Below are 24786 nucleotides of genomic sequence, written 5' to 3'. Positions count from 1 at the left end.
CTCATCGGGGTGGTGGTCAACAACGCCATCCTCATCGTTCACCAGAGCTTGAACAATGTCCGCGAACAGCAAATGGGCCATCGCGAGGCGGTCTGGGATGCGGTCAGAACCCGAATCCGGCCCATTTTCATGTCGGCCTTCACGAGCATCTTCGGGATGCTCCCCCTTGTTGTGGCCCCGGGTCCGGGTTCGGAACTCTACCGAGGGCTGGGCAGCGTCATCCTGGGCGGGTTGGCCGTGTCCACGGTGTTCACGGTCCTGCTCATTCCGGCCCTGCTTATCTTCTTCATCCGCTTTGAAGATCTGGGCGGAAAAGAGGCCAAGGAGGCCTCGTGACAATGAAGATTTCCTTGCGGACATGGCTGCCCGTCCTCGTCTGTATGGCGGTTTTTTGCGGGTGTGAAACAACTGGGTCGTCGAGATCTGAGTCCTCATCTCCGGCCATGGGGGTGCCCATGCGGGTTCTCCCGGACCCCTCCCCGGGCCGGGCCCTGTTCTGCGTTCTGTGGAGACCCTCGGTTCGGGCCAGCAAGGTCACGGCCAGGCTGGCCGTGGACCGGGTCCCTCTGGCGGAGATCAGGCCGGGGACCTATGCCGTGGCCGACTTGGCCCCGGGTATCTATCTGATGAGTTCGGAGGTTGACGGCAAACAGAACGCTCTCGGTGTTCAATTGGTCGCCGGGTACACCTATTATGCCGAGATTTTCATAGGTGTGGACATGGAGGTGAACTATAGACTTCTGGACCGGGCCAACGAATTGATCGTTCTGGGGGGCCTGACCCGGCTGCCTTCGGCATTGGAGCCGAAACCCGCTGTCATTCCCCAATGATTGTAAACAACCGCAACCTCCAAGGAGGACGGCCATGAATCTTTCCGTGGTGCACATCGAGAATCCCGAGTCCCTGAACCTCATCTTGGGCCATTCCCATTTCATCAAGACTGTGGAGGACGTCCACGAAGCCATGGTCGGTACGGTGCCCGGGGCCAAGTTTGGACTGGCATTTTGCGAGGCCTCTGGAGATTGTCTGGTCAGACGTTCGGGCACCGACCAGGGTCTAGTGGATTTGGCTGTTCGGAACGCCCAGGTATTGGCGGCTGGACACACGTTCATTCTTTTCATGAGGGACATGTTTCCGGTCAATGTCCTGAATACCATCAAGAACGTTCCCGAGGTGGCCCGCATCCATTGCGCCACAGCCAATCCCCTGGAAGTCGTGGTCTGCGAGACGGCACAGGGACGAGGGATCGTGGGGGTCATCGACGGGTTCGCGCCCAAGGGAATCGAGACTGACGACGATGTATCCAAGCGTAAGGATTTTCTGCGGACCATCGGCTACAAACTTTAGCAATTTATTGAAGAATCCCAATTTTCGGGTCACCGCAAAAGGCTCAGGAATTTGCGCACCAAAAAATTTCGATTCAACACTGAATTTTTTGCTCCTTTTGCTTGGGTTTTTTGAACGGACTGCCAGATAAGGTTTTCTTAACATTACAGCCAGGAACAATGCGATCATGGAAAACGAGGTCTGTTCGATCCGGCTCAAGGCCGGACGGGAGAAATCCCTGCTCAGAAGACATCCCTGGATTTTTTCCGGGGCCGTACAGGAGGTCATGGGCATTCCCGGCCATGGCGACACCATCAGGGTTCTCGACAGTCGGGGCAATTTTCTGGCTTGGGCGGCCTGGTCTCCGGCATCTCAGATCCGGGCCCGAATCTGGAGTTTCGATCCTGAGGAATCCGTGGACACGGCCTTTTTTCGCCGCAGGCTGGAGGCTGCCGTCCGGGCCAGGACAGGCCTTGTCTCCGCAAGCAAGGCTCCGGGAATTCGACTGGTTAACGCCGAATCCGACGGACTGCCCGGGCTCGTCGTGGACCGCTATGATGGTTTTCTGGTCGTCTCGTTTCTTTCGGCCGGGGCAGAGGCTTGGCGGGAAACCGTCGTGGAGGGCCTTTCCGGTCTCGGACCTTGGGACGGAATATATGAACGGTCCGAGGCCGAGGTCCGGCGGAAGGAAGGCCTGCAGCCCCGGGCTGGTCTGCTGGCCGGGGCGGAGCCTCCGGCACGGATCGAGATCGTGGAAAATGGGTTACGGTTCCTGGTGGATGTCCGCAAGGGACACAAGACCGGTTTCTATCTCGACCAGCGCGAGAATCGGGCGGCCATGGGGCGTTTCGTTCATTCCGGCGGGGAAGTCCTGAATTGCTTTTCTTACAGCGGAGGATTCGGCCTGGCCGCCCTTGCCGCCGGATCCGGGAGAGTCGTCCATCTCGACAGCTCGGCCGAGGCCCTGGATCTCTGCCGGGCCTCGTCGGACCTGAACGGGTTTTTAGGAGCAAGTGAGTACGAGGAGGCCGACGTGTTCAGCCGACTTCGTGCCTATCGTGCCGAGGGGCGGCGCTTCGACCTGGTTATTCTCGATCCACCCAAGTTCGCCGACTCCAAGGCCCACGTGGAGCGGGCCGCACGAGGATACAAGGATATTAATTTGCTGGCCATGGGTCTGGCCAGGCCTGGGGGATTCGTCATCACCTTTTCCTGCTCGGGCCTAGTTGACGCCTCCTTGTTCCAAAAGATCGTGGCCGGGGCGGCCCTGGATTCCGGCCGCCGGGTGAGAATCGTCGGACGGATGACCCAGGCGGCGGACCATCCGGTGGATTTGGCCTTTCCCGAAGGTGAATACCTCAAGGGCCTGGTCCTGGCCGTGGATTGAAGGAGATACGGCCATGAAGGTGTGCGACCGGGCCGCAAAAACGAGTTCCTTTCTGGTCATGGACATTCTAGAGCGGGCCCACGCCTTGGAGCGCGAAGGCCGGGACATCGTCCACCTCGAGATCGGCGAACCCGATTTCGAAACGCCCGAGTGCATCAAGGCTGCGGCCTGTCGGGCACTGGCCGAGGGCCGGACCCACTACACGCACAGTCAGGGCATCATCGAACTCCGGGAGATCATTGCCGGGAGATACGGCGGGGCCCATGGCCTGGCCCTGGATCCTGGGCGGATATTTGTCACCCAGGGAACGTCACCGGCCATGCTTCTGGTTTTCACGGCCCTGCTGGAACCGGGAGACAAGGTGGTCATCACCGACCCCGGGTACGCCTGCTACGCCAATTTCATCCGTCTGGCCGGAGGCGAGCCGGTGACCGTGCCGCTTCGGCCCGAAAAGGGCTACCGCCTCGATATTTCCGACCTGATTGTCAAGCTCGATGCCGAAGGCGGTCGCGTCCGGGCAGTTGTGGTCAACTCTCCGGCCAACCCGACGGGCACGGTTCTGGATACCCAGACCATGACCGACCTGGCCAGGCTGGCCAGGGATCGGCGCTTCATTCTTGTGTCCGACGAGATCTATCACGGGCTGATCTACGAGGGCGAGGAGCGCAGCCTTTTGGAGTTCGACGACCAGGCCTTTGTCCTGAATGGTTTTTCCAAGGCCTTCGCCATGACGGGATTTCGGCTAGGCTACGTCGTTGTTCCGGACTGGGCCGTTTCGGCCATGCGCTGCCTGGCCCAGAACCTGTTCATCTGCGCCAACAGCATGGCCCAATGGGCCGGCGTGACCGCCCTCCGGGAGGCCGCCCGGGACGTGGCCCGGATGCGGGCCGTCTACGACGAGCGACGACGCTTCATGATCGACACCCTCCAGGTTATGGGCTTTCATCTTCCGGCCAGGCCCACCGGGGCCTTCTACGTCTTCATTCCCGTGCCGGAAATGGCCGCCAAGTTCAAAGGCAGTTCCCTGGCCCTGTGCCGGGACATCCTCGAGCGGGCCGGAGTGGGCGTGACTCCGGGAGTGGATTTCGGCCCCGGCGGGGAGGGCTGCATCCGTCTGTCCTATGCCAACTCCCTGGCCCGGATCCGGGAAGGATTGGAGAGGCTAGGCCGATATTTCGAGCGGATCTGACGAACGTCCATGAAATGCCCAAAATGCCGGGCGCAGGTTTCCGAAGGCCGGGAAGAGTGTCCCCGATGCGGCGTCGTGTTTGTCCGGTACAGGGAATTTCTGGCCGAAATGAAGGCCGAATCCCAAGTCCGGAACGACAACCGGGCCTGGAGTTCCTTTTGGGGGCGCCTCATGCCTGAGAGGGTTGACGTCAACCCGGTGTCCTGGGCGCTGAGGGCCCTATTGCTGGCAGTTCTCTTGGTTTTGACAGCTCTGTTCGTCTTGGCTCCGGTGGCCTCAAACACGGCCGGGTCGTCCTGGCTCCATGGAGTGAACCTCGTCTTTCACGAGGCCGGGCACATCGTCTTCATCCCCCTAGGCCGGACAATGACCGTGCTGGGTGGGAGTCTGATGCAGGTTTTGGTTCCACTGGTCTGCTGCCTAGTCCTGCTTCTGAGGACCGAGGACGCTTTCGGGGCAGTCGTGGGCCTGTGGTGGGCCGGGGAAAGCCTGCTTGACGTGGCCCCGTACGTGGCCGATGGCCGGGTCCAGCAACTGATGCTTCTGGGCGGTGTCACCGGCCGGGACGTTCCTGGATACCACGACTGGAATGTTTTGTTGACGCAATGGGGCTTGCTGCATCAGGCTGAGGCCCTGGGACTGGGCGTCCATGTTTTCGGAGCGGCGCTTTGCCTGTTGGCTTTGGTCTGGGGAGCGGCGGTTCTGGTTCGCGAGGCCCGGGATCTTTGGCTCGACTGAAAAGGAGAAGAATCATGGAGTTCATAGAGGTCTTACGGACTCGCCGCAGTGGGCGGAACTATACCGGTGAGCCCTTGACGGACGAGGAGATGGCTATCTTGCGCGAGGCCGTGCTTCGGTCACCTTCCTCGCGGTCCCTGAACCCATGGGAATTCGTCTTCGTCCAGAATCGAGAGACGTTGCGGGATCTTTCGCGATGCAAAGCCCACGGTGCCTCGTTCCTGGCCGATGCCGCCTTGGGGGTGGTGATCTGCGGCGACGAGGCCCGCTGCGATGTCTGGATTGAGGACTGCTCCATCGCCGCCCTGATTGTCCACCTATCGGCCCAAAACCTGGGGCTGGGTTCCTGCTGGATCCAGGTCCGTAAACGTTTCCACGCCGACGGCCGATTGGCTGAGAGCGTCGTCCGAGAGACCATTGGCGTGCCCGGCCGGCTCCAGGTCCTGGCCATGGTGGCCATCGGAAGACCGGACAGGGCTCTTCCCGGTCATGATACCTCCAAATTGGCCTGGGATCGCATCCACAATGAACAGTACACCGGGGAAATATGATGTCGAAAGCGAAACTGGCCACGGTTGTGTTTCTGGCGGCCTTTTTTCTAGGTTTTCCGGCTGGGCAGGCCAAGGCCCAAGGTCAGGGCACGGACTGGAAGATCGAGGCCACCGGAGGATACCGGGCCAAGGCCGCACTGAATGGCGACGAGGGCGAAGTGGAGATGACCACGGCCGGGGTGGAACTGACATGGAAGTATTTCACCCTGAGCTACGATCATCTGACGCTCGGGTGGTCGGATACGGACAAGCTTCCCTTTGACGAGCGGAGCAGGAATCCGGTCAACGACCTTCATAGCGTAGGGCTCAAGGCCCGGTACGATGGCATGTTTTCCGAGCGTTTGGGGTACATGCTCCTGGGCGGAGTCTATGCCGGATTCGAAGAGCAGACGAGCGGTTCTCTGGGGCTGGCCGGAGGTGGGGCTCTGACCTGGTTCTGGAACCAGGAATGGCAGGCCATGTTCGGGGCCATGGCCGTGGCCAGCAAGGTGAACGTGGTGGCGTTTCCTCTTGTCGGGGTCAACTGGAACCAGTTCGCCCAGAGCGGGCCCTCCTTGAGCCTCGGCTTTCCCAGAACCCAGGCGGCATGGAGATGGAACGACGAATGGCAGGCTCGGCTGCGCTACGCATGGGACACGCTGACCTATCGACTGGCCGACGGCAGTCCTATCAAGGATGGCGGCTATCTGGAGACCAAGACCATGAGTCTGGGACTTTGGGCCGATTATGCTCCGATCGAAGGTTTGACGGTCACGGCCGGACCGGAATTTCTCTTCCAGCGCAAACTCGTGGTCTACAAGAATGACGGAACGACCCATGATCGGCATAGGCTCGACAACGGCTGGGGAGGAAGCCTGAACATCTCGTATGAATTCTGACCGCGAAAACATCCTGAGGGGACGAGACCATGGATGATAGACTCGGGCATGTGATCGACCTGCTGTCGGGAGTCTCTCCCAATCCGCTCGTTCAAGCCGCCCTGATTGTTCTGGCCTTTGGTGGGATGGCCAAGATCGCGGACGTGCTCATGACTCGGGTGCTGCAAAGATGGCTGGTCAAGACCAGGATCGCTCTGGACGATCAGATATTGGCCATCGTCCACAAGCCCATTTTTGTTAGCATCATGCTGTTCGGTCTGGCCTTGGCCAAGGACAGGCTGGATCTATCCGAGACCCTGGCCGGAGTGGCCCTGGCTCTACTGAAGACCATGGCCATTTTCATTTGGAGCCTGGCCGCAGCCCGATTCGTCCAGGTGGCCCTGACGGCTCTCAGCCGGGACGGAGAAGAGCGCTCCTTCATCCAGGCCCGGACTCTGCCATTGTTCAAGAATCTTTTGATGATCCTCCTGGTGGCCCTGGCCGCGTATTTTGTCTGCTTGGCCTGGGACATAAACGTCACGGCCTGGATGGCTTCGGCCGGCATCGTCGGCCTGGCCATTTCCTTCGCGGCCAAGGATACCCTGGCCAATCTGTTCGCCGGCGTTTTTATCCTGGCCGACGCCCCGTACAAGATCGGGGATTTCATCGAACTCGACTCGGGGGAACGGGGAGAGGTGACCCACATCGGCATTCGAAGTACCCGAATGCTGACCAGAGACGACGTCGAGATCACCGTGCCCAACGCCATCATGGGCAACACCAAGATCATCAATGAGGCCGGCGGCCCTTCCGAAAAATATCGGATTCGTATCAAGGTTGGCGTGGCCTACGGCTCTGACATTGACAAGGTCCACAAGGTCCTGATGGATGTGGCCCTGAATCGCCCAGAGGTCTGTCGAACCCCGGAGCCCCGGGTCCGCTTTCGGGCCTTCGGAGATTCCAGCCTCGACCACGAGCTGCTCTGCTGGGTCGAGAGGCCGGTCATGCGGGGGAAAGTCACCCATCTCCTCAACACCGACGTATACAAGAGGTTTCTGGCCGAAGGCATTGAAATTCCGTTTCCGCAGCGAGACGTACACGTGAAAACCCTGCCTAAGGACGAGAGTCAATGAGATATCCAGAGTGGACCCACTCCGAGTCGTGTGAGTCAGACCGCATCGTTGTGGACGGCAAGACATCCCCAGGGGATCGTGCCGGGGGGCCTTGGCGGTTTCTGAAGAGACGGGTGCTGAGTGCACAATTTTTTCTCCTGATTTTCATTGCCGGCATGGCCCTGGCCCTGTCGGTCGACGTATGGATGACGGTCTCCCAGGGCCGGGGAATGTGCACAACCTTGTCCTGCGAGGTGGTGGGGGAATACGTGCGATGGGGAGAGCTGGCCCTGACCCAGGCCGGAGCGGTTTTTTTCCTGCTCCTCTGGCTTCTTGCTTTTTTCGCCGGCCGCTACAGAACGTCTTTTCTTTGGCCCATGTTCGCCATGGCCTTGCTTGGGGCCCTGGCATTTGACGGGGCCCTTCTCGGGTTTCAGTTCATGGGGCTGGGCGAGAGATGTCAGCTCTGCATCGCTATCGGCCTGGGGTTGTTTTTGATTCTCCTCCAGTATGGCCTGGCCCGAAAATCCGTGGCCGTGGTCCTTTTGGGCCTGTCTATCTGGACATCGGGGTTCGCGGCCAACACGATCCTCAAGCTCGACCCCATTCCCCCAAGGCTCGAGCAGACATCCTTTCTGGAATGGCCCGAAGGTGGCGATCCGTGGACAGAATACCCTTCCTTCCACCTCTTCGTCAGTCTTCACTGCGGGCATTGCGCCAAGGTCCTGGGCAATCTGTCTGTCAACGACCTGGGCGATTTTCCTTGGTCCTTCCACATCATGGACAACAAGCCCCGCGACCTGTCCCGCATCGCCCATTTTCTGGCCTCCAACGCGACAATGGAGAATCCCTTCCTGGCCATTTTGGAGATGGAGATGGGGGATGAGCCCCCCAAGACGCGGATCAATCCGGCCAAGGATGAGAGGATAAGCCGTGCCAAAGATTATTTCAGATTCTCCGGATATCGTGGGGTGCCTATGCTGATGGTCGATCTGGACCGGTTTTCCAGGGTGACCCTGGTCGGTGCCACGGCCATTCTGGCCTATCTGGAGAACGAAGGGCTTCTGACCCAAACTTTGGATTGGGGCCAGCGTCCGCCCACAGATGGGGGACAAGGCTCCGAGCCGGTGAATTTGACTTCCGGGGCCGGGTCGTGATGGGCCAAGCGGGCCGAGATTCCCGGACATCGGTAGTTTGAAGTGAGGCGTTTTTTTCGTCTGGTCTGCGATCCGGAACAGATCGGGCCGGTCGAGAGTCTTCTCCGGGCTGAGGGCTTCGAGTTTGAATCCATGCCTTTGTGGGCCCTCGGGCGAATCCTGGGGCGTGAACCGTTTTCACTGGGCGGGTCACTGGCCGCTCGCTTCGGATTTCTCTACATCCAGGATCAGTCGTCCATGCTCCCGCCGCTGGCCCTGGCCCCCACTTCCGGATCCGTCGTTTTAGACATGTGCGCCAGTCCGGGAGGCAAGACCGGTATGCTGGCCCAGATGGTCGGCCCGGAGGGGCTGGTGGTGGCCAACGAGCCCAATCGGACCCGCATGGTTACCCTGCAGGCCAACATGCGGCGGATGAGCCACCTGAACGTGGTCTGCTCCTCGTATCCCGGGGAATCGATTCCCCTGCTCGACGGTCGATGGCCCTTCATTCTCTGCGACGTCCCCTGTAGCGGGTGGGGGACAGAATCGCGTCACCCCGGCATTCGCGAACTTTGGCCGGCGGAGAAGACCACGGTTCTTCGGGTCCTTCAGCGTCGGATTCTGGCCCGGGCCGCGGCCCTTCTGGCCCCGGGTGGAAGGCTGGTCTATTCGACCTGCACGACGAATCCCGAGGAGAACGAGCGTCAGGTTGAATGGGCCGTGGCTGAATTGGGCCTCGAAGGATGCGAGGTGCCCGTTTTTCAGGGTGTCGTCGGCAGATCGGATCCACAATTGGGGACCCTGACCGTGGACGGCCAGGCCTCGGGATCCCAGGGGTTTTTCGTGGCTCTGCTGGGGAAAAAAACATGCGCGGTCATCGATGCCGATTCTCGGCCTCAAACCAGGGCTCGTTCAGCAGCCGACGAGACCCGAGGGCTTGGTCCGGGGATCGTACTACCGCCTGGAGATACTGTGATCGATCAGGGCCGGGTTTTTTTCCGGCCCGGCCCGGCCCTTGATGTTTTGCCCGGTCCGTATAAATGGAAGGGGACCCTTCTGGGCCGAATGACCGGTTCCGGCTTGGCTCCGGCCTCCTGCCTTCGGACTCTGTTGCCCGGGAGCATGGAAGAAGGGGTCCTTTTAGACGAATTGGAGGGAGTCAGGGCCCTTTTGAGCGGATCGAGCCTTCCTTGCGGTCCTAAGACACCGGCCTTCCCGGGCCTCTATTGGCGGGGCCTGGGTCTGGCTTGGCTGCAGCGCAAAGGCCGGAGATGTCTGATCGGACCGTGAAGACTTGGCGACGGCCGGATTTGGTCGACGCATCATCTCCTTTGAATGGAGGAATTTGGATATGAAGAGTTGGAAATGGAAGCTTGAGCGTTTTTTTGACCCCAAGAGCGGTCGAGCGGTTCTCCTGCCTCTGGATCATGGCGTCAGCGAGGGGAGCTTGCCCGGATTCGAGAATCCGAAGACGATTTTTGACGTGCTCAAAGGATGCCCTATCCAGGGAGTTATTCTCCACAGGGGCATGGCTCAAGCCTATCTGCAATCTATCCCGCCGCGTCTTGGGCTCATTCTTCACCTTTCGGCCGGAACAAGACACGGCATCCCGCCCTACGCCAAGGCCCTGGTCTGCTCGGTGCCGGAGGCACTGCGGGCCGGAGCCGATGCGGTGTCCGTCCACGTCAACATCGGCAACGATTTCGAGGACAGGATGCTGGCAGATTTCGGCATGGTCGTCGAGGACGCCCATCAGTTGGGCCTGCCGGTCTTGGCCATGATCTATGCCCGGGGGGGACAGATCGTGAACGAGTCGGACTCCTCACTGGTGGCTCATTGCATCCGTCTGGGGGCCGAGATCGGCGCCGATCTCATCAAGGTCCCGTATTCTGGTCACAAAGAGAGCTTTTCCAGGGCCGTGGAGCATTGTCCAGTGCCGGTGATCGTCGCCGGAGGGCCGAGACAGGCCGATTTTGCGTCCTTTCAGGCACAGCTTTGTGAGATCATGGAGACCGGAGTCCGCGGAGTCAGCATCGGCCGGAATATTTTTCAGCAGACCGATCCCAAGGCGGCCTTGGAGTCCGTCGTGAAGATCGTGCATGGAGGGGCGAACCAGTGAGAGACGACCAAGGGATATATTATTATCCGAACGCGGCGGACAAGCGCGAGCGGATGTATGTCAGAGAGTCGGAGGGAAGTATCGAATTCAGACTTTGGAACCGAGACCGGTCCGAGGTCTGGGACAGGCACGGCTGGCTTGATCTCGACCTGGTGAACCGGGCCATCAGAATGTTTAGGGAGGAAGGGCGTCGAGGGCCGGATCCGTCAAAGCTCTACGACGCGGACCTTGCCCGGTTCGTTCTCAAGGAAGCGGCCAGGAATTGATCGCGGTCCGTGTAGCCTTCAAATCAAACCAACACTAAGATGACCAAAAAACAGACCCTTTCCCCATCCCATCTCCGGGTGCGGCTCAATCCGAGGCAGGTCAAGGCCGATCGGACGCGAAACGAGCAGGTATCCTTCCAGCCCCGGGCCATTCGGGCCTTGAATCTGGCCCTTGAGATTCCCGGCATGGAGTACAACGTCTTCGTGGCTGGCGAGGCCGGCTTCGGCAGAAGCCATCTGGTCAGGACCTTTCTCGGCCCTAGGGCCGCCACTTTGTCCCGACCCGACGACTGGGCCTATGTTCATAATTTTCAGGACCAGGATCGTCCAAGAGCCCTTCGGTTTCCGGCGGGTCGAGGTCGGCGTTTCAAGCAGGAACTGACCGATGCGGTTCGTCGGATCAGGGAAGAACTCCCGGAGCAATTCGAGCAGGAGAGCTATGCCCGGCAGCACGACAACCTGGTCAAGGAGTTCGACCAGACCCGGGAAGGTCTGCTGGAGTCAATGGATGCGACGGCCGTGCGGAACGGCTTTAGCCTCAATCTGGACGAGGGTGGAGGGCTGTCCCTCTACCCCCTGGTGGAGGGGAAGGTTCTGACGACCGAGGAGTACGAGAAGTTGACCCCGGAGGTTCGTCGCCGTCTGAAATCCGAGACCGGTGAGATCATGGATAAGGTCATGGACATGTCCAGGCAGATCGATCGGGCGGAGCAGACCCTGAAGGACAAGGAGCGGGAACTGGACCGGAAAGTCGGCAGTGTGGTCATCGACCGGGCACTGGAGACCTTCCGCCAGGATTCCTCCTGGTCTGAAGAGAGTACGACCTTCCTGGACAGGATGAAGGCCGACATGCTGGACAACATCCACAGGTTCCGGGGGCCGGAGCCTGGCCAGGATCAGGGGCCGGAGTCCTTGGTGGCTGACAATTTCTTTTATCGCTACGAGGTCAATCTGTTTGTCGACCACGAGGAGACCGGGGGGGCTCCGGTTATAGTCGAAAACAATCCCTCGTTTTTCAATCTGCTCGGTTGCATCGAGAGGGAAACTGAGCTGGGCACCTACTACACGGACTTCACCCTCCTGAAACCGGGAAGCATCCATCGGGCCAACGGCGGATTCCTCGTCCTTCACGCCGAGGACCTCCTGACCCATCCCCTTTCCTGGGAGGGTTTGCTCAGGTGCCTTCGATCCCGACAGGCGGGGCTCGAGGATCCGACGGACCACTATGATCTGGTCAGGACAAAAACCCTGGAGCCCGAACCCATTCCCTTGGATCTGAAGATCATCCTAGTCGGAACCGACGCCATGTACGAGACGTTACTTCTCAACGACGACCGTTTTGGCAAGTTTTTCAAGCTCAAGGCCCATATCCAGGAACGGGTCGACCGGAATCCGGAGACCATCGAGCATTTCATCGGTCATCTGCTGGTTATTGCCGAGGAGGCCTCCTTGCGGCCCTTTTCCAGGGACGGCTTAGCCAGGCTGGTCGATGCCAGTTCCCGGCTGGCTCAGGATCAGCAGAAATTATCCCTGGAATTTTCCCGCATCCGTGATGTGATGATCGAGGCCAACGCCTTGGCAGGACTGTCTGGGAGGTCCTCAGTGGGCCTCGAATCGGTGAACGAGGCCCTGGAGGATCAGCTTTACCGGGCCAATCTCTACGAACAGGAATTTTTGGACGATTATGACCGGGAGGTGATTAAGGTCAGAACCCAGGGTTCTGCCGCGGGTCGGGCCAACGGCCTCTCGGTGAGTGAAATCGGCGGATACGTCATGGGGTTGCCCCACGAGATATCGTGTATAGTGGGGGTCGGGCACGGCGGTATTCTTGACCTGGAACGGGAGGCCGAACTCGGAGGGCCCATCCATACCAAAGGGATGATGATTCTCAAGAGTTACCTTTTGGATTTATTTGCCCGAAACAAGCCCCTGGTGATGAGTGGGAGTCTGTGCTTCGAACAGAGCTACGCCCATGTGGACGGCGATTCGGCCTCCGGAGCTGAGCTGGCGGCATTGCTTTCGGCCCTTTCAGGGGTTCCCATCAATCTGGGATACGCATTTACCGGAGCGGTCAGTCAGTCGGGAGCCATTATGGCCGTCGGGGAAGTAGCCAGAAAGGTGGAGGGGTTCTTCGAGGTCTGTCGGAGACGGGGATTGACTGGGGAGCAGGGGGTGCTCATACCCCGTGACAACGTCATTAACCTCATGATGCGGGACGAGGTGGTCGAGGCTGTGGCCGCCGGGATGTTTCACATCTTTCCGGTTCAAACCATTGAGGAGGCACTGGAGATTCTGACTGGGAGAAGGGCCGGGGCGCGGCTCAAAAACGGTAGATTTTCCAAGAACTCGATTTACGAGGCCGTCGACCGTAGGCTCTCGGAACTGGCGGCCTTGGCTGACGAGCGAGTCAAGAAGCCGAGGCGGAGAACCTGATCGAAAAAGATCTTCAGGTGTCCAGTAGGTTCTTTCCGTGGAGGGAGAGCCTCTCGTTTAGGAGGTCGATACGTTTTTCAACGGCTATCCTCCTTGCAGGGTTCATCTCCTTGAAATAGAGTTCGAGGAGGAAGTTTCGGCATTGGTAGAGGGTGTGCCGCTCCTTGCCGGGGTCGACCATTTTTCCGCAGATCGGGCATGGCCGTATTGTGGTCTGATCAGATACGTTCATGTCTCGTTGTGCTGGCTTTCACTCGCATCGGATAGAAGATACTTGTCCAATAAGGACCCACGGGGGTCCTCTTCCCACGTTTTCCCCGTCATTTTGGTGTAGAGTGCCGCCGATTCTGTGTGATCGGCATTGAGTTTCAACGCCTGTTTCAAGGATTCCAGGGATTGTTCGTAGTTGCGCGCGAACAGGTGGGCCTTGGCCAGGTTGAAAAAGATGTTCTCGTCTACGGGACTCAGTTTGAGGGCGTTTTGGTAGGCGCTGATGGCCTCGTTGAACATCTTCTTGTGACGGAGTTCAATGCCCAGGGTGTTATAGGGATTCGGGGCGTGGATGTCCCTTTTGAGTATCTCGCCGAAGATTCTTTTGACCTGGGCGAAATTGTCCATCCGGGCATATTCGTCAGCGGCCTTCTGGAGATAGAGCTGATATTTTTCCAGGTCGCCCTTGCCCTTGAAGGCCCCGGCCAGGCCTTCGTAGGCTTTGATGTAAAGTTGATTGATCCGTAGCGTGTTGTTGAAGGCGATGATGGCCTTGCCGAATTTTTTTTCAAGAAGACATTTGGCCCCCAGATCGAAGTATTCCCGGGCTTCGTCCCTGTTTTCCCTGTCGGCGTTCTCGACAAGTTCTTCGAAATTCTGGATGGCTTCGTTGAATTGTCCGGTGCTCAGGCTGGCCTGAGCCTGGGCGAGTTGTTGCTCGTCGAGGCTGATTTCGTCGACATCGGGCTTGTGACGGACGTGCTTGCTCAAGGTTTCGAAGGTGTAGGGCCGGAGGACAAAGCCCGTGCAACCGGCCATGACCGCATCAAGAACGAAATTTTCGTCGGCCTGGTCCGAGATGACCACGATTTGTGAGTACTCGGCCTTGAGGAGTTTGCGGATGGCGTAGATGAGATCGTGTAGGGGGACGTCGTCGATGTTGGAGTCCAGAACGATCAGGGGAACCTTGTTGTATCGGATGTAGTCAAGCACAGCCGAGGATGAGGAGAATCGACTGCAGAGGAGAAAGCCGAGTCGCCTGACGTTTTCACTGTCGACTTCGAAATTGATTTCCGAGGACGTGGCAATGACCGTAGATATTATTTTCGGGGGTTCGTTGCGGGGATTGCCTGATTTGGCTCCACTTCGAGGTTGGTCAGTGGTTTGTATCCCGAGACGGTTGATTCTCATGGGTTGAGTTGTACGAGTCATCTCAGGTTTCGTTCTCGGTGAAGCATACTTCGACTGTGAAGTTTCCGTCCGGGGTCTGGAACGGAATGGCCAGAATCGGTGCCGTTTCGATGTGTTCGACCTTAACACCCTTGCCGTTGACCACGTGAGGGGTGGAGGCCTGGAAGCTCATACCCTGCTCGGAGAGTTTGGCCCGGGCCTGGCCGGTGATCATGTTCGTGAGTTCTCCTACGGCGTCCATGATCTGGTCGTCTATCTCCGTGTAGTTTTCGTAGAGCATGTTGTTGACGATTTTCAGGATGGACTCTTTGGACAAAGACAGGGCGATGGTGCCCCTGGCGTATCCGCTGACGTCGATGACTCCGGTCACGTCGCCTAAGGCTTTTCTCTTTTTATTCAGGAACGGTTTGCCCGGCCGGGCCTCGACGTTGGCCATTGTGGACAAGACGTTCAGAACGCCTTCGAGAAAGGGATTGATAAAATTTACATCATAGTGAAAGGACATAGGTTCTTGGCCTGGTCCTGTATGGGTGATCAACGAGAACCCAGCGTTTCAAGATCGGATGAATCCGTCAGGGCGATACGCCGGACTATAGGAAAACCGCGGTCACTTCGGCGATCGATCGATCGTGATCCTGGAGGATGGCCTTGAGTTTTTCGGGCTTCAGGCCGAGAATTTCCCAAGCATCGTCCGGAAGGGCCGGGAGGACAAACGTCCCACCGGATGAAATGGCTGCGGCATTGGCGAGGATATCGGCCAGAGTGATGACGGCCGTCTCACGCGGCTCATCGGAGGCCATGGGGTCGTGGTGTCCGCCAATGATTGTCGTCAGATTAGACGGGAACGACCACGTCTCCATGAGCTTGCGGGCCACCTCCGTGTGATTGAAACCCAGAATTTGCTGTTCGGCATCGACCAGAGGGAGCATCTCCGTCCTGGCGCTCAACAAGGCCTGCACCGAAGCGTAGGGCATGTTTTTGTACATGATGAGTCTGCCGCAGTCATGAAGCAGGCCGGCCGTAAAAAATTTATCGGCCTTAAATTCAGGGATCTGCCCGGCGATGAGCTTGCCGAAAACCCCGCAACTCAGGGAGTGCCGCCAGAAGACTTTCATGTCGATGAGTTCTGGCGGGATGTCCTTGAAAAAATTGATGGTGGAGATGCCGAGGGCCAGGGTGGCCAGCTCTCGGGTACCAATGAGAGAAACGGCGTGGGTCACTGAATCGATCTTTGAACTGAACGAGAAGAGGGAGCTGTTCACCAGGCGCAGGAGTTTGGCCGACAAGCCGACATCGCTGGCGACGACCTTGGCGATGTCGGCGGCCGAACTGGTCGGTGAGTCGAGGATTTCCTTGATCTTGAAATAGACGTCGGGAAAGGAGGCCAACTCGGTCTCGTGACGAACCAGTTCGTCTATGTCGCCATGATCCTTGAAAAACAAGTCCTTCATATGTTCGACGTTCTTGGCCCGTAAATCCTTTTCGCAAGGCAAAAGCCATTTGGGGAAAACCGATTTGTAGGCCCGCTCAAGAACCAGTCGGTAGAGCTCAAGGATGGCCGGGTTGTCCGGGTTCACATAGGCGAAGAAACGGGCGACGTAGTCCTCGGTCCTGGACACGGCGAGCGAGGTATCGTCATGCCCGGGCGTCACAAAGACGAAGGGAGCGCCGAGATCGTCCAGGGCCTCGATGCTGCCGGGATCGAGACAGGTTCCCTTGGCCATGAAGACGCCGCCATCAAGGCCAGGGATGTCCTTGGCCAGAACCATGCCGGTTTCCAGATGTTCCAAACAGACCTTATTCACTCTATGGCTCCGTGTCGTTACGGGTATCGATCATTGTTGGCCGGGGGAGCATCGTTTCCCTCAACTCATGCGTTTGTAGACAATCCCGCCGGGCTTCATGACCGGCTGGAACGACCGACTGATCTTGTGGATGCTTTCGGAATGTCCGAGCACAAGATACCCGTCGGGATGGAGATTGTCGTAAAAAGCAGAGATGACCTTTTTTTTCATTTCATCGTCGAAATAGATGATGACGTTTCGGCAGAACACCACGTGTGATTTGGGAATTTTTTTGAGGGCCAGACGGTCGTTGAGATTGATCTGGGAGAAGGTCACCAGTTTGGCGACTTTCGGATGAATTTTGTAGCCGTCCGTCTCCTTGGTGAAGTACTTGTTCAGAATGTCCGGAGGTGTGGTCCGGATGGCGTAGTCATTGTACACACCGCGTCTGGCCTTTTCCAGCATGGCAGAGGACAGATCGTTGGCGGTGATCCTGACTCTCCAGCCGATAATGGCCATGCGCAGGGCCTCATGAAGCATGATGCCCAAGGTGTACGGCTCCTCGCCGGAGGAGCAGCCGGCCGACCAGATGTTGAGTTCCTTGGTAGAAGCCTGGCGTTCCAGGATATCCTTGAGAACAAAGTCTTCGAAAACCTGGAGCTGCTTGACGTCCCTAAACAGGCTGGTTTCGTTGGTTGTGATCTGCTGGAAGAGATTCTCCATCTCCCGGGTTTTGCCGGGGTCGAACTTCAGATAGTTGAAGTAGTCGCCAAAGGTATTCAGGCTCAGGTCCTTGAGACGGGTGCCAAGTCTGGTCTCCAGAAGATATTTTCGTTTTTCCGGAATATCTATGCCTGTGCTTTCGTAAATGAAATTTCGCAAGTCCACAAATTCCTTGTCGGATATCTTGGGGGTTTTGCGAAGATTCAGCGTTTCGAAGGAGGGTTGTGACATAGGGTTCAATCCCGCTTGTTTGATGAGAATATGAATCTTTCGTACTTCGGGCACGTAGCTCCGTCAAGACAATAAGCTGGCCAAAGGCCGATTTCCCTAGGCGATACGGAGTTATTCGTTAGCGGATTCGTGGCGTCCGGGGAATGATTCGGAGCGGACTCGGTATACGCGATTCCAAGGGAATCGGTCCAGGACGAGCTCAAATTCCGATGAAAATGATTCGGGATCGGTCAGGAGCATTTGTACAAGCATGGAGTCGTGGACCAGGTCGTCCATCAGGAAGGCCTCCCGGCTGAGATTGTTGATCAAAAGATGGAAGCCTTTGGAGCGTTTCCAGGCCGTTTCACGAAGGCCTTTGTCATCAATGGCCCTCATTGTCTTCAGTTCGACGGTGCCCTGGGGCAGGATGACCAGGCCCTGTTTGGTGTCGAATTTGGCCTGTCCGGTCAGGGCCTGGATGCCTCCGCCCCGGCTTTTTTCCGTGGCCAGATCCCAGTTGCCAAAGGTGCAGATCCAATAGGCTAGGCGGAGATTTTCCCAGGAAAGCACCAAAAGTTGATCGGGCAGGTCGTGGGGCCAGGTTTGGCGTTTTGTGGCCAGGGAGGCCATGAACTCCGCGGCCTCAGATCCGGTCATCCCTCGCAAGGGAAGTACGGGATCTGTCGGATAATACGGTATCGTTCCTTCAGGATTGGTCGGAGTCTTGCCCTGGGCGGACCATTCGGCCCATTGCTCCTGCTGGGTGGCGGCAACCAAGAGTATGGTCTGGGCTGCCTGCAGAGGAGCGGCCGTGGCATGGGCCACGGCCAGGGGATAGAGGTGTGGGCCCTCATGATCTCCTCCGTCGCCAAAGGACCTTCTTTGGGAATAGTACTGGGCGGCATAGCCGTAGTCCCACCATTGCCAGAGCTGGGCGTCTTCTGATGAATTCTCTCTCAGATCCAGAAGAGTCTGGGCAAAGACGTTGGGCAAGATGGGACCTGGCCTGAACTGTCTGGAGAGTTGAACGGCCGGCCAGGCCAAGGCCACGGCCAGAATAATTTGGACCAGCCATCTTGCCCTGGCCGGCTTGGGCAGAATTCTGGGGAGGAGCAGGGCCAGTCCGAGCCCGAGACCAATGCCCAGGACCGGTGGCCCGTACATGGTGAATCTGTTGCCGAGCTTGACCGAGGCCAGAGCCAGACCGATGAACGGCAGCAGGGTCAGGGCTAGGGGCCGTCGCAGACAGACCACGGCCAAGCCGCAGAGCCCTGCAGCGAAATAGATGAAAAGCCATGCCAGCCTAGACCCGAGTTCGGTGATGGATACATTTTGGGCCTCCCGGATACTCTGGACCACCCCTGGGAGTTGGAACGAGGCGTTGGCCGTTTCCAGGGCCGCTTCGGGTTTGAGGTAGCCGAGTACCGGGCTGACGATGCCCCAGATTGCGTTCAAACCCCGTTGATACAGGATGAGAGCCAGAACCAGGGCCAAAAAGATCGCGACCCAGTGCCGGATGCGACGAGCCCGCAGATGCGGTTCGGCCAGGATGCCTGCAATGGCCAAGAGTATTCCCTTCCATCCTAAAAGGCCCAAGGCGACCACAATCCCGGCCTGAAAGGCTAGAGTCGTCCGTGGCGAGGCCTGCCATTGCCAGAGGGCCACGGCCACGGCGATGGCGAAGACGGTCACAGTGATGGGATACGCGCTGGGATAGAACCAGAGGTAGAAATTCCAGACGAGACCGGCGGACAGGGCCCGGAACACTCCAGTAGACCGTGATGCCAGGGCATCGTGGGAGAGGGGCGCGAAACGGATTCGCCACCGGTCGTCAATGCCCGATTCCAGCCACCAGATCAGTGCGGCCACAAGCATGAAGGGCAGAAACAGGGTCAAGATGTCTGTGTCCCCATACCCGATTCGGGTCCGAGCCAAGAATCCGAAGCCTGAGGCGGCTAGGACTCCGGCCGGGATTCCGGCCTCGACGGCCCCGAAGAAGCGGCAAATGAGAACCACGGGAACGGCCACCAGGGGCGCCACCAAGGCCGGAAGCCAGAAGAAGAGGACCCCGGTGTCAATCCCGGTGAACATGGCCAAGTATTTGAGCAGCAAAGAAAGAGGCTGCCCCGTCAGTCGCCCCGCACCTTCGGCCCCGGCCAGCCAGGCATAGGCGTCGTGGGTGGCCATGAGGGGCTCGCCGTCGACCCAAAGGCTCGGATTGTCCCAGTGTGGAGCTTCAAAGAGTCTGAGGATGATGCCGAAGCCCAAGGGGAGGCAGATGGCCAGGGTCAACTGAAGCGCATCAATCTTTTTTGGGTTCATGGGATTTCCTTGGAGCTAAAGGCGGAGCGTCGCGACCAGGCGCAGAGGGTGGAGAAAGAGATCCAGGGCGTCGAGAACGGAGGTGCAGACAATGTCCGCAGCGGCCACGAGGCTTGCGTAGGCCCCTTCGGACTGGATGACCGCAATACCCAGGGCTGCGGCCTCGAGCATGAGCAGGTCGTTGCGGCCGTTTCCTATGCAGGCACAGTTTTCGGGGCCAAGCTTACGGATGAATTCGAGTTTTTGCTCGTCCTGGCGGTAGGAGCCGATGACGCATGCCTGAATCCCGAACATCCTTAGCATTGCGGTGGCCGTGCCATGGGTGTCGGCGGTCAGGACATGAATGCTCATGGTTTGACCCAGGGCGGCGGTTCTTGACCCAAAACCGGGAAGCGGGGTGCCGTCAAGGGCAATGGTCCCGTTGTAGTCCAGAACCAAGTGGTTCAGATTCAGAGGGTTCTCCCGTCCGGGGATGTCGATGTTCAGCATACCATGGTCCGAGAGGTCGTGAAAAAAGGTTGCCGGTCCGGTTCGACTGCTCTATACACTGCCAGAAACGGTTTTTGGGACGGCCGGAGCTTGGCTGCCGTATGTAGCGGCACATTACCGGGCTGTCAAAATCGTCCGTTCTCCATATATCCGGCAACGCAGGGGTGGACTTGGCCATGGAACTCATACGGCGATGGATGCGATCCTTTTTGGCCGACCCGCAGGTGGTCGTCCTTTTCGTTGTCCTTCTGATCGGGGCCGGGGTCGTCCTGTTCTTCGGCGACCTTTTGGCACCCCTGATCGGTTCCGTGGTCATTGCATTTTTGCTGGAAGGTCTGGTTAAGCCGCTTCTTCGGCTTCGCATGCCCAGGCTTTTGGCCGTTGGAATCGTCTTCACCCTGTTCATGTGTTTTTTGGTGGTCTTGGTGCTTGGTCTGCTGCCAATTCTCTCGAAACAGATCACCCAATTCATTGGTCAGCTTCCGGAAATCGTCAGGGTCGGCCAGCAGGAGCTCCTAAAGCTTCCGGAAAAATATCCCCAGTTCATCTCTCCGGAGCAGGTCAACACCCTTCTGGGCACCATCGCCTCCGAAGCCACATCCCTGGGCCGACAGGCTGTGACGTATTCCCTGGCCTCGGTCCGTAGCGCGCTGACTTTTGTCGTCTACATGGTTCTCGTTCCGATCATGGTCTTTTTTCTCCTCAAGGACAAAGACAAACTGCTCGACTGGGTCCGGAATCTTCTTCCGGCAGATCACGGCTTGGCCAGTCAGGTCTGGCAGGATGTCCGACTGCAGACCGGAAACTATGTCCGAGGAAAGATTTGGGAGGTCTTCATCATCTGGGGTTTGAGCTACGCAGTCTTTTGGTATCTTGATCTGAACTACGCCATGCTCCTCGGCCTGCTCGTGGGTATTTCAGTCATCATACCCTATGTGGGGGCGACCCTGGTGACGTTTCCCGTGGCCATTCTGGCCTATTTCCAATGGGGCTGGGGGTCGGACTTCTTGATCCTCATGGCGGCCTACACGGTCATCCAGATCTTTGATGGAAATATCCTGGTGCCCGTTCTCCTGTCGGAGGTGATGGATCTGCATCCCATAGCCATAATCTCCTCCATTTTGGTCTTCGGCGGGCTTTGGGGGATCTGGGGGGTCTTTTTCGCCATTCCATTAGCCACGCTTCTCCAGTCCGTGCTGGTGGCCATGCTGGCTAGACGTTCCATGCCCGGCACAGCTTCAGCATGATCCTCCCGGATAGCGGGTCTATTTCCGTTTTCGGTCAAGGTCCCGAATCCGAGGCTCGACGATGATCGGTCCCTGCCAGACCCGGGTTTCCCTGTCGTTCCCCATGTCCTGCCGAGGGCCGACCTGGATGACATCGTCGCCCGTCACAGGATCTTGCCCGATGAAGATGGTGGCATTTTCCCGACCTGCCTCGGTTTGGTTGGAGGCCGCGGCCCATGCCCCAAACGTCAAGAGACAGAAAAGGGCTGCTCCAAGAATAATTAAAAATTTCATATTGATAAGATCTCCTCTGGACGGTTTTCAATGTTCGTCTTGTGGTTTGCAACGAAAGACAGTATTTGAAAGCCTTGCAATGAAGGGGCCGAAATCGGCCGAACGGGCTGGTTGCATGGAACAACGAGGACAGATGAGACCATGAACGATAGAGGCAAAGCATACCGAGAAGCAGGAGTGGACATTGAGGCCGGCAACGAATTCGTGGGCCGAATCAGAAACCTCGTCAACCAGGCACGCACCAAGGGAACCGTCAGCGGAATCGGCGGGTTTGGTGGCCTGTTCAAGCCCGACTTGTCCAATTGCAAGCATCCGTTGCTGGTGGCCTCCACCGATGGGGTTGGAACCAAACTCAAGCTGGCTTTTCTGTTCGATGTCCACAACACCGTGGGGATCGACCTGGTGGCCATGAGTGTGAACGATATATTGGTTCAAGGTGCCAAGCCTTTGTTTTTTTTGGATTACTTTGCTACCGGAAAACTGATGATCGATGTCGCCGAACAGGTCGTGTCCGGAGTGGTGGCCGGGTGCCAAGAGGCGGGGTGCGCTCTTTTGGGCGGGGAAACCGCCGAGATGCCCGATTTCTATGCTCCCGGAGAATACGATCTGTCTGGATTCTGCGTCGGGTTGGTGGACGACGAGAAGCTTGTGGACGGGATGGCCATCCGCAAGGGGGACAGGATTATCGGGTTGGCCTCTTCGGGTATTCACTCCAACGGCTTTTCCCTAGTCCGTAAACTCCTGACGGAATCCGGTCTGCGGGGGAATGATATCTTTCCAGGCACATCTCGTTCCGTATCCAGCGTGTTGCTCGAACCGACCAGAATCTATGTCTCGACGATCCTCAACCTGCTGCGGGACCTCGAGATCCGGGGCATGGTGCATGTGACCGGAGGCGGATTCTACGACAACATTCCCCGGGTTTTGCCTCGAGGCTGTTCGGCCCGTGTCGATTTTGAAGCCTGGCCGGTGCCTCCTGTCTTTGACTGGCTCAAGGCCCAGGGAAATTTGTCCTGGGAGGAGATGCTTCAGATATTCAACTGCGGCATCGGCTACATTCTCGTGGTCCGGGCGGATCTCGAGGAAAGCGTCATGTCCAGGTTGCGGGGGTTGGACGAGGATGCCTGGGTCATCGGCGAGATCGTCGAGGCCGAGGGACCAAGCACGGTGACAATCGTTTTCCCGAAGTAGGATCTGTTCTTTTTTCATCGAGAGGGCGCTTCCGGAGTGATTCGGAAGCGCCCTTTTTTGTGATTTCGATCGGTCACCGAGAGGGCAGGGATCCGGCGACCAGATCAATGAGACGGGTGAGCTGCCAGCAGAACCCGGCTTCGTTGTCGTACCAGACGATGAGCTTGGCCATGTTGCCGCCAATGACTTCCGTGCAGGAGCCGTCAACGACACCGCCGAAGGTGCTGCCGATGAAATCCACGGAAACGAGGGGAAGCTCCGTGTAGTCGGTCACTCCGGCCAGCTCTCCGGCCGCTGCGGCCTTGAGCGTTTCGTTCAATCCCTTCTTGTCGGTGGGTTTTTCGAGCCTGACCACCAGGTCGACCAGCGAGACATTGGGGGTGGGAACCCGAATGGCCATGCCGAAGAGGCGTCCGCTCAACTCAGGTATGACCTCGAATACGGCCTTGGCCGCTCCTGTGGTTGTGGGGATCATGGACATGGCCGCCGCCCGGGCCCGTCGGAGATCCTTGTGGGAGCCGTCCAGGATGCGCTGGCTCATGGTGTAGGAGTGGATGGTGGTCATCATGCCGTGTTCAATGCCGAATCTATCGTGGAGAACGTGGCAGACCGGGGCCAGACAATTGGTGGTGCAGGAGGCGTTGGAAACGATTCGATGTTTTTCCGGATCGTAGAGATTGTCGTTGACACCCATGACCACGGTCAGATCCGGTTGTTTGGCCGGGGCGCTGACCAGTACCTTGCGGGCCCCGCAGGACAGATGCTTTTCGCAGCTGGCCCTGTCGTTGAATTTGCCGGTCGTCTCCAGAACGATATCGACCTGACGATCCGACCATTTCCATTCTCCGGGGCCCTGACGGGTGACGGCGACCTGTTTTCCATCGAGCAGAAAGCCTTCCTCGTTGGCTTGCACGGATCCTGGGAAGATTCCGTGAACGGAATCGTATTTCAGAAGGTGAGCCAGATCGTGGTTGGATGCCCGGGCATTGACCACGACAAGTTCGGCGGTTTTGCTTCCGGCAAGAATTCGGGCCATGTACCTTCCGATGCGGCCGAAGCCGTTCATTCCGATTCTTACGGGCATGATGCGCTCCTTGCTTGGTTAGTCGATCTTGTTGGAGGAACCCAGGACCTGGCGGATCTTGCGCCGGACCATGTCCTGGACGGCCTGGCGGGCCGGGGTCAGATATTGCCTAGGATCGAAATGGTCTGGGTGTTCCTGAAAATGCTTGCGGATGACGGCGGTCACGGCCAGGCGGATGTCGGTGTCGATGTTGATCTTGCAGACGCCTGAAGCGGCGGCCTTGCGGAGCAGGTCCTCGGGAACGCCCCTGGCTCCGGCGATCTTGCCCCCGTAGGCGTTGGCCATTTCAACGTACTCGGGAATGACCGAAGAGGCCCCGTGAAGGACCAGGGGATAGTCGGGCAAGAGGGAGGTGATCTTGTCGAGCCGATCGAAGTCCAGACGAGGTTTGCCCTTGAATTTGTAGGCCCCGTGGCTGGTCCCGATGGCGATGGCCAGAGAGTCGCACCCGGTGCGCTGAACGAATTCAACGGCCTGGTCGGGGTCGGTGTAAACGTTCTCCTCGGACTGGACATGTTCCTCGATGCCGGCCAACCGCCCCAGTTCGGCCTCCACCCAGACCCCCTTGCCGTGGGCATAGTCAACGACTTTTTTGGTCACGGCGATATTCTCCTCGTAAGGCAGATGGGATCCGTCGATCATGACCGAGGTGAATCCACCGTCTATGACGTTTTTGCACATCTCGAAATCCGGACCGTGGTCCAGGTGGAGGACCACCGGAAGATCACTGTCCCGGGTGGCGATCTCCACCAGACCGATAATGTATTCTTGCCCGGCGTACTTGCGGGCTCCAGCCGAAACCTGGAGGATGAGGGGGGATCGTTCAGCCTCCCCGGCGGCCATGATGCCCTGGATTATTTCCATGTTGTTGACATTGAATCCACCGACGGCGAAGCCTTCCTTGTAGGCCCTTGCGAACATGTCTTTGGGTGAAGTGAGCGGCATAAT

General features: G+C 58.2%; 26 protein-coding genes. 16 read left to right on the top strand and 10 right to left on the bottom strand.

The window, feature by feature from the left end; all coding sequences use genetic code 11:
• From EOM25_01930 to EOM25_01865, 14 genes are all read left to right on the top strand, one after another.
• Positions 1-336: efflux RND transporter permease subunit (locus tag EOM25_01930; GenBank protein NCC23950.1), on the top strand; the 336-nt coding region annotated here is incomplete at its 5' end.
• Between the two features lie 119 nt (positions 337-455).
• A complete protein-coding gene (locus tag EOM25_01925) occupies positions 456-830 on the top strand; it encodes a hypothetical protein (protein ID NCC23949.1) in 375 nt (124 codons plus the stop codon).
• A gap of 34 nt (positions 831-864) precedes the next feature.
• On the top strand, positions 865-1347 hold the full coding sequence (locus EOM25_01920) for a hypothetical protein (protein NCC23948.1): 483 nt from the start codon (positions 865-867) through the stop codon (positions 1345-1347).
• Positions 1348-1513: 166 nt separating this feature from the next.
• Positions 1514-2713, top strand: a complete 1200-nt coding sequence (locus EOM25_01915; protein ID NCC23947.1) for a 23S rRNA (cytosine(1962)-C(5))-methyltransferase RlmI — start codon at positions 1514-1516, stop codon at positions 2711-2713.
• Positions 2714-2726: 13 nt separating this feature from the next.
• A complete protein-coding gene (locus EOM25_01910) occupies positions 2727-3902 on the top strand; it encodes a pyridoxal phosphate-dependent aminotransferase (GenBank protein NCC23946.1) in 1176 nt (391 codons plus the stop codon).
• Positions 3903-3911: 9 nt separating this feature from the next.
• Positions 3912-4640, top strand: coding sequence for a zinc ribbon domain-containing protein (locus EOM25_01905; GenBank protein ID NCC23945.1), 729 nt, complete (start codon positions 3912-3914; stop codon positions 4638-4640).
• A 14-nt stretch (positions 4641-4654) separates the two neighbouring features.
• Positions 4655-5191, top strand: coding sequence for an NAD(P)H-dependent dehydrogenase/reductase (locus tag EOM25_01900; protein ID NCC23944.1), 537 nt, complete (start codon positions 4655-4657; stop codon positions 5189-5191).
• Entirely contained in the window at positions 5191-6069 is an 879-nt protein-coding gene (locus EOM25_01895; protein NCC23943.1) for a hypothetical protein, read from the top strand. Before EOM25_01900 ends, EOM25_01895 begins: the two co-directional genes overlap by 1 nt.
• A 29-nt stretch (positions 6070-6098) precedes the next feature.
• Positions 6099-7181, top strand: a complete 1083-nt coding sequence (locus tag EOM25_01890) for a mechanosensitive ion channel family protein (GenBank protein ID NCC23942.1) — start codon at positions 6099-6101, stop codon at positions 7179-7181.
• The gene (locus EOM25_01885) at positions 7178-8317 is read left to right on the top strand and encodes a hypothetical protein (GenBank protein NCC23941.1); all 1140 of its coding nucleotides are present in this window, start codon (positions 7178-7180) and stop codon (positions 8315-8317) included. The genes EOM25_01890 and EOM25_01885 overlap by 4 nt, the downstream gene beginning before the upstream one ends.
• A gap of 132 nt (positions 8318-8449) precedes the next feature.
• Complete coding sequence (locus EOM25_01880; GenBank protein ID NCC23940.1) at positions 8450-9586, top strand: RsmB/NOP family class I SAM-dependent RNA methyltransferase; 1137 nt, start codon at positions 8450-8452, stop codon at positions 9584-9586.
• A gap of 61 nt (positions 9587-9647) precedes the next feature.
• The gene (locus EOM25_01875) at positions 9648-10415 is read left to right on the top strand and encodes a fructose-bisphosphate aldolase (protein ID NCC23939.1); all 768 of its coding nucleotides are present in this window, start codon (positions 9648-9650) and stop codon (positions 10413-10415) included.
• Complete coding sequence (locus EOM25_01870; protein ID NCC23938.1) at positions 10412-10681, top strand: hypothetical protein; 270 nt, start codon at positions 10412-10414, stop codon at positions 10679-10681. Before EOM25_01875 ends, EOM25_01870 begins: the two co-directional genes overlap by 4 nt.
• 39 nt (positions 10682-10720) lie before the next feature.
• Positions 10721-13114, top strand: coding sequence for an ATP-binding protein (locus tag EOM25_01865; GenBank protein NCC23937.1), 2394 nt, complete (start codon positions 10721-10723; stop codon positions 13112-13114).
• 13 nt (positions 13115-13127) lie between these two features.
• Here the strand turns inward: EOM25_01865 and EOM25_01860 are convergent, their stop codons facing one another.
• From EOM25_01860 to EOM25_01830, 7 genes are all read right to left on the bottom strand, one after another.
• On the bottom strand, positions 13128-13346 hold the full coding sequence (locus EOM25_01860) for a hypothetical protein (protein ID NCC23936.1): 219 nt from the start codon (positions 13344-13346) through the stop codon (positions 13128-13130).
• Positions 13343-14536: a tetratricopeptide repeat protein gene (locus tag EOM25_01855; protein NCC23935.1), complete on the bottom strand. Its 1194-nt coding sequence runs from the start codon at positions 14534-14536 to the stop codon at positions 13343-13345. Before EOM25_01855 ends, EOM25_01860 begins: the two co-directional genes overlap by 4 nt.
• Before the next feature lies 1 nt (position 14537).
• Positions 14538-15020 (bottom strand): chemotaxis protein CheX, encoded by a 483-nt coding sequence (locus EOM25_01850; protein NCC23934.1) that lies wholly within the window; start codon positions 15018-15020, stop codon positions 14538-14540.
• Between the two features lie 85 nt (positions 15021-15105).
• A complete protein-coding gene (locus EOM25_01845; protein ID NCC23933.1) occupies positions 15106-16284 on the bottom strand; it encodes an HDOD domain-containing protein in 1179 nt (392 codons plus the stop codon).
• Positions 16285-16380: 96 nt separating this feature from the next.
• Positions 16381-17253 carry a protein-glutamate O-methyltransferase CheR gene (locus EOM25_01840; GenBank protein ID NCC23932.1) on the bottom strand — a complete coding sequence of 291 codons (873 nt, stop codon included), beginning with the start codon at positions 17251-17253 and terminating at the stop codon, positions 16381-16383.
• A 111-nt stretch (positions 17254-17364) separates the two neighbouring features.
• Entirely contained in the window at positions 17365-19554 is a 2190-nt protein-coding gene (locus EOM25_01835) for a hypothetical protein (protein ID NCC23931.1), read from the bottom strand.
• 15 nt (positions 19555-19569) lie between these two features.
• Positions 19570-20043 (bottom strand): ATPase P, encoded by a 474-nt coding sequence (locus EOM25_01830; protein ID NCC23930.1) that lies wholly within the window; start codon positions 20041-20043, stop codon positions 19570-19572.
• A 176-nt stretch (positions 20044-20219) separates the two neighbouring features.
• Between EOM25_01830 and EOM25_01825 the strand changes: the two genes are divergently transcribed.
• Positions 20220-21290 (top strand): AI-2E family transporter, encoded by a 1071-nt coding sequence (locus EOM25_01825; GenBank protein ID NCC23929.1) that lies wholly within the window; start codon positions 20220-20222, stop codon positions 21288-21290.
• Positions 21291-21308: 18 nt separating this feature from the next.
• Here the strand turns inward: EOM25_01825 and EOM25_01820 are convergent, their stop codons facing one another.
• Entirely contained in the window at positions 21309-21563 is a 255-nt protein-coding gene (locus EOM25_01820; GenBank protein ID NCC23928.1) for a hypothetical protein, read from the bottom strand.
• A gap of 141 nt (positions 21564-21704) precedes the next feature.
• On the opposite strand from EOM25_01820, the gene EOM25_01815 reads away from it, so the two are divergent.
• Complete coding sequence (locus tag EOM25_01815) at positions 21705-22754, top strand: phosphoribosylformylglycinamidine cyclo-ligase (GenBank protein NCC23927.1); 1050 nt, start codon at positions 21705-21707, stop codon at positions 22752-22754.
• A gap of 73 nt (positions 22755-22827) precedes the next feature.
• Here the strand turns inward: EOM25_01815 and gap are convergent, their stop codons facing one another.
• Positions 22828-23838, bottom strand: a complete 1011-nt coding sequence (gap, locus tag EOM25_01810) for a type I glyceraldehyde-3-phosphate dehydrogenase (protein ID NCC23926.1) — start codon at positions 23836-23838, stop codon at positions 22828-22830.
• A gap of 18 nt (positions 23839-23856) precedes the next feature.
• The gene (gene fba, locus EOM25_01805; protein NCC23925.1) at positions 23857-24783 is read right to left on the bottom strand and encodes a class II fructose-1,6-bisphosphate aldolase; all 927 of its coding nucleotides are present in this window, start codon (positions 24781-24783) and stop codon (positions 23857-23859) included.
• Between the last annotated feature and the right edge of the window lie 3 nt (positions 24784-24786).

The sequence above is a fragment of the Deltaproteobacteria bacterium genome (assembly GCA_009929795.1).
Taxonomy (GTDB): domain Bacteria; phylum Desulfobacterota; class Desulfovibrionia; order Desulfovibrionales; family Desulfomicrobiaceae; genus RZZR01.
Note: the sequence above shows the minus strand (reverse complement) of the source record. Positions and strands in the feature narration are given on the sequence as shown.

What these genes read in the sequence shown, in the direction of transcription:
- EOM25_01920 (NCC23948.1), top strand. Translation starts at nt 865, where the DNA reads ATGAATCTTTCCGTGGTGCACATCGAGAATCCCGAGTCCCTGAACCTC.
- EOM25_01860 (NCC23936.1), bottom strand. Translation starts at nt 13,346, where the DNA reads ATGAACGTATCTGATCAGACCACAATACGGCCATGCCCGATCTGCGGA.
- fba (NCC23925.1), bottom strand. Translation starts at nt 24,783, where the DNA reads ATGCCGCTCACTTCACCCAAAGACATGTTCGCAAGGGCCTACAAGGAA.
- EOM25_01835 (NCC23931.1), bottom strand. Translation starts at nt 19,554, where the DNA reads ATGAACCCAAAAAAGATTGATGCGCTTCAGTTGACCCTGGCCATCTGC.
- EOM25_01925 (NCC23949.1), top strand. Translation starts at nt 456, where the DNA reads ATGCGGGTTCTCCCGGACCCCTCCCCGGGCCGGGCCCTGTTCTGCGTT.
- EOM25_01850 (NCC23934.1), bottom strand. Translation starts at nt 15,020, where the DNA reads ATGTCCTTTCACTATGATGTAAATTTTATCAATCCCTTTCTCGAAGGC.
- EOM25_01900 (NCC23944.1), top strand. Translation starts at nt 4,655, where the DNA reads ATGGAGTTCATAGAGGTCTTACGGACTCGCCGCAGTGGGCGGAACTAT.
- EOM25_01880 (NCC23940.1), top strand. Translation starts at nt 8,450, where the DNA reads ATGCCTTTGTGGGCCCTCGGGCGAATCCTGGGGCGTGAACCGTTTTCA.
- gap (NCC23926.1), bottom strand. Translation starts at nt 23,838, where the DNA reads ATGCCCGTAAGAATCGGAATGAACGGCTTCGGCCGCATCGGAAGGTAC.
- EOM25_01885 (NCC23941.1), top strand. Translation starts at nt 7,178, where the DNA reads ATGAGATATCCAGAGTGGACCCACTCCGAGTCGTGTGAGTCAGACCGC.
- EOM25_01825 (NCC23929.1), top strand. Translation starts at nt 20,220, where the DNA reads ATGGAACTCATACGGCGATGGATGCGATCCTTTTTGGCCGACCCGCAG.
- EOM25_01910 (NCC23946.1), top strand. Translation starts at nt 2,727, where the DNA reads ATGAAGGTGTGCGACCGGGCCGCAAAAACGAGTTCCTTTCTGGTCATG.
- EOM25_01830 (NCC23930.1), bottom strand. Translation starts at nt 20,043, where the DNA reads ATGCTGAACATCGACATCCCCGGACGGGAGAACCCTCTGAATCTGAAC.
- EOM25_01875 (NCC23939.1), top strand. Translation starts at nt 9,648, where the DNA reads ATGAAGAGTTGGAAATGGAAGCTTGAGCGTTTTTTTGACCCCAAGAGC.
- EOM25_01890 (NCC23942.1), top strand. Translation starts at nt 6,099, where the DNA reads ATGGATGATAGACTCGGGCATGTGATCGACCTGCTGTCGGGAGTCTCT.
- EOM25_01905 (NCC23945.1), top strand. Translation starts at nt 3,912, where the DNA reads ATGAAATGCCCAAAATGCCGGGCGCAGGTTTCCGAAGGCCGGGAAGAG.
- EOM25_01865 (NCC23937.1), top strand. Translation starts at nt 10,721, where the DNA reads ATGACCAAAAAACAGACCCTTTCCCCATCCCATCTCCGGGTGCGGCTC.
- EOM25_01845 (NCC23933.1), bottom strand. Translation starts at nt 16,284, where the DNA reads ATGGTTCTGGCCAAGGACATCCCTGGCCTTGATGGCGGCGTCTTCATG.
- EOM25_01820 (NCC23928.1), bottom strand. Translation starts at nt 21,563, where the DNA reads ATGAAATTTTTAATTATTCTTGGAGCAGCCCTTTTCTGTCTCTTGACG.
- EOM25_01855 (NCC23935.1), bottom strand. Translation starts at nt 14,536, where the DNA reads ATGACTCGTACAACTCAACCCATGAGAATCAACCGTCTCGGGATACAA.
- EOM25_01895 (NCC23943.1), top strand. Translation starts at nt 5,191, where the DNA reads ATGTCGAAAGCGAAACTGGCCACGGTTGTGTTTCTGGCGGCCTTTTTT.
- EOM25_01815 (NCC23927.1), top strand. Translation starts at nt 21,705, where the DNA reads ATGAACGATAGAGGCAAAGCATACCGAGAAGCAGGAGTGGACATTGAG.
- EOM25_01915 (NCC23947.1), top strand. Translation starts at nt 1,514, where the DNA reads ATGGAAAACGAGGTCTGTTCGATCCGGCTCAAGGCCGGACGGGAGAAA.
- EOM25_01840 (NCC23932.1), bottom strand. Translation starts at nt 17,253, where the DNA reads ATGTCACAACCCTCCTTCGAAACGCTGAATCTTCGCAAAACCCCCAAG.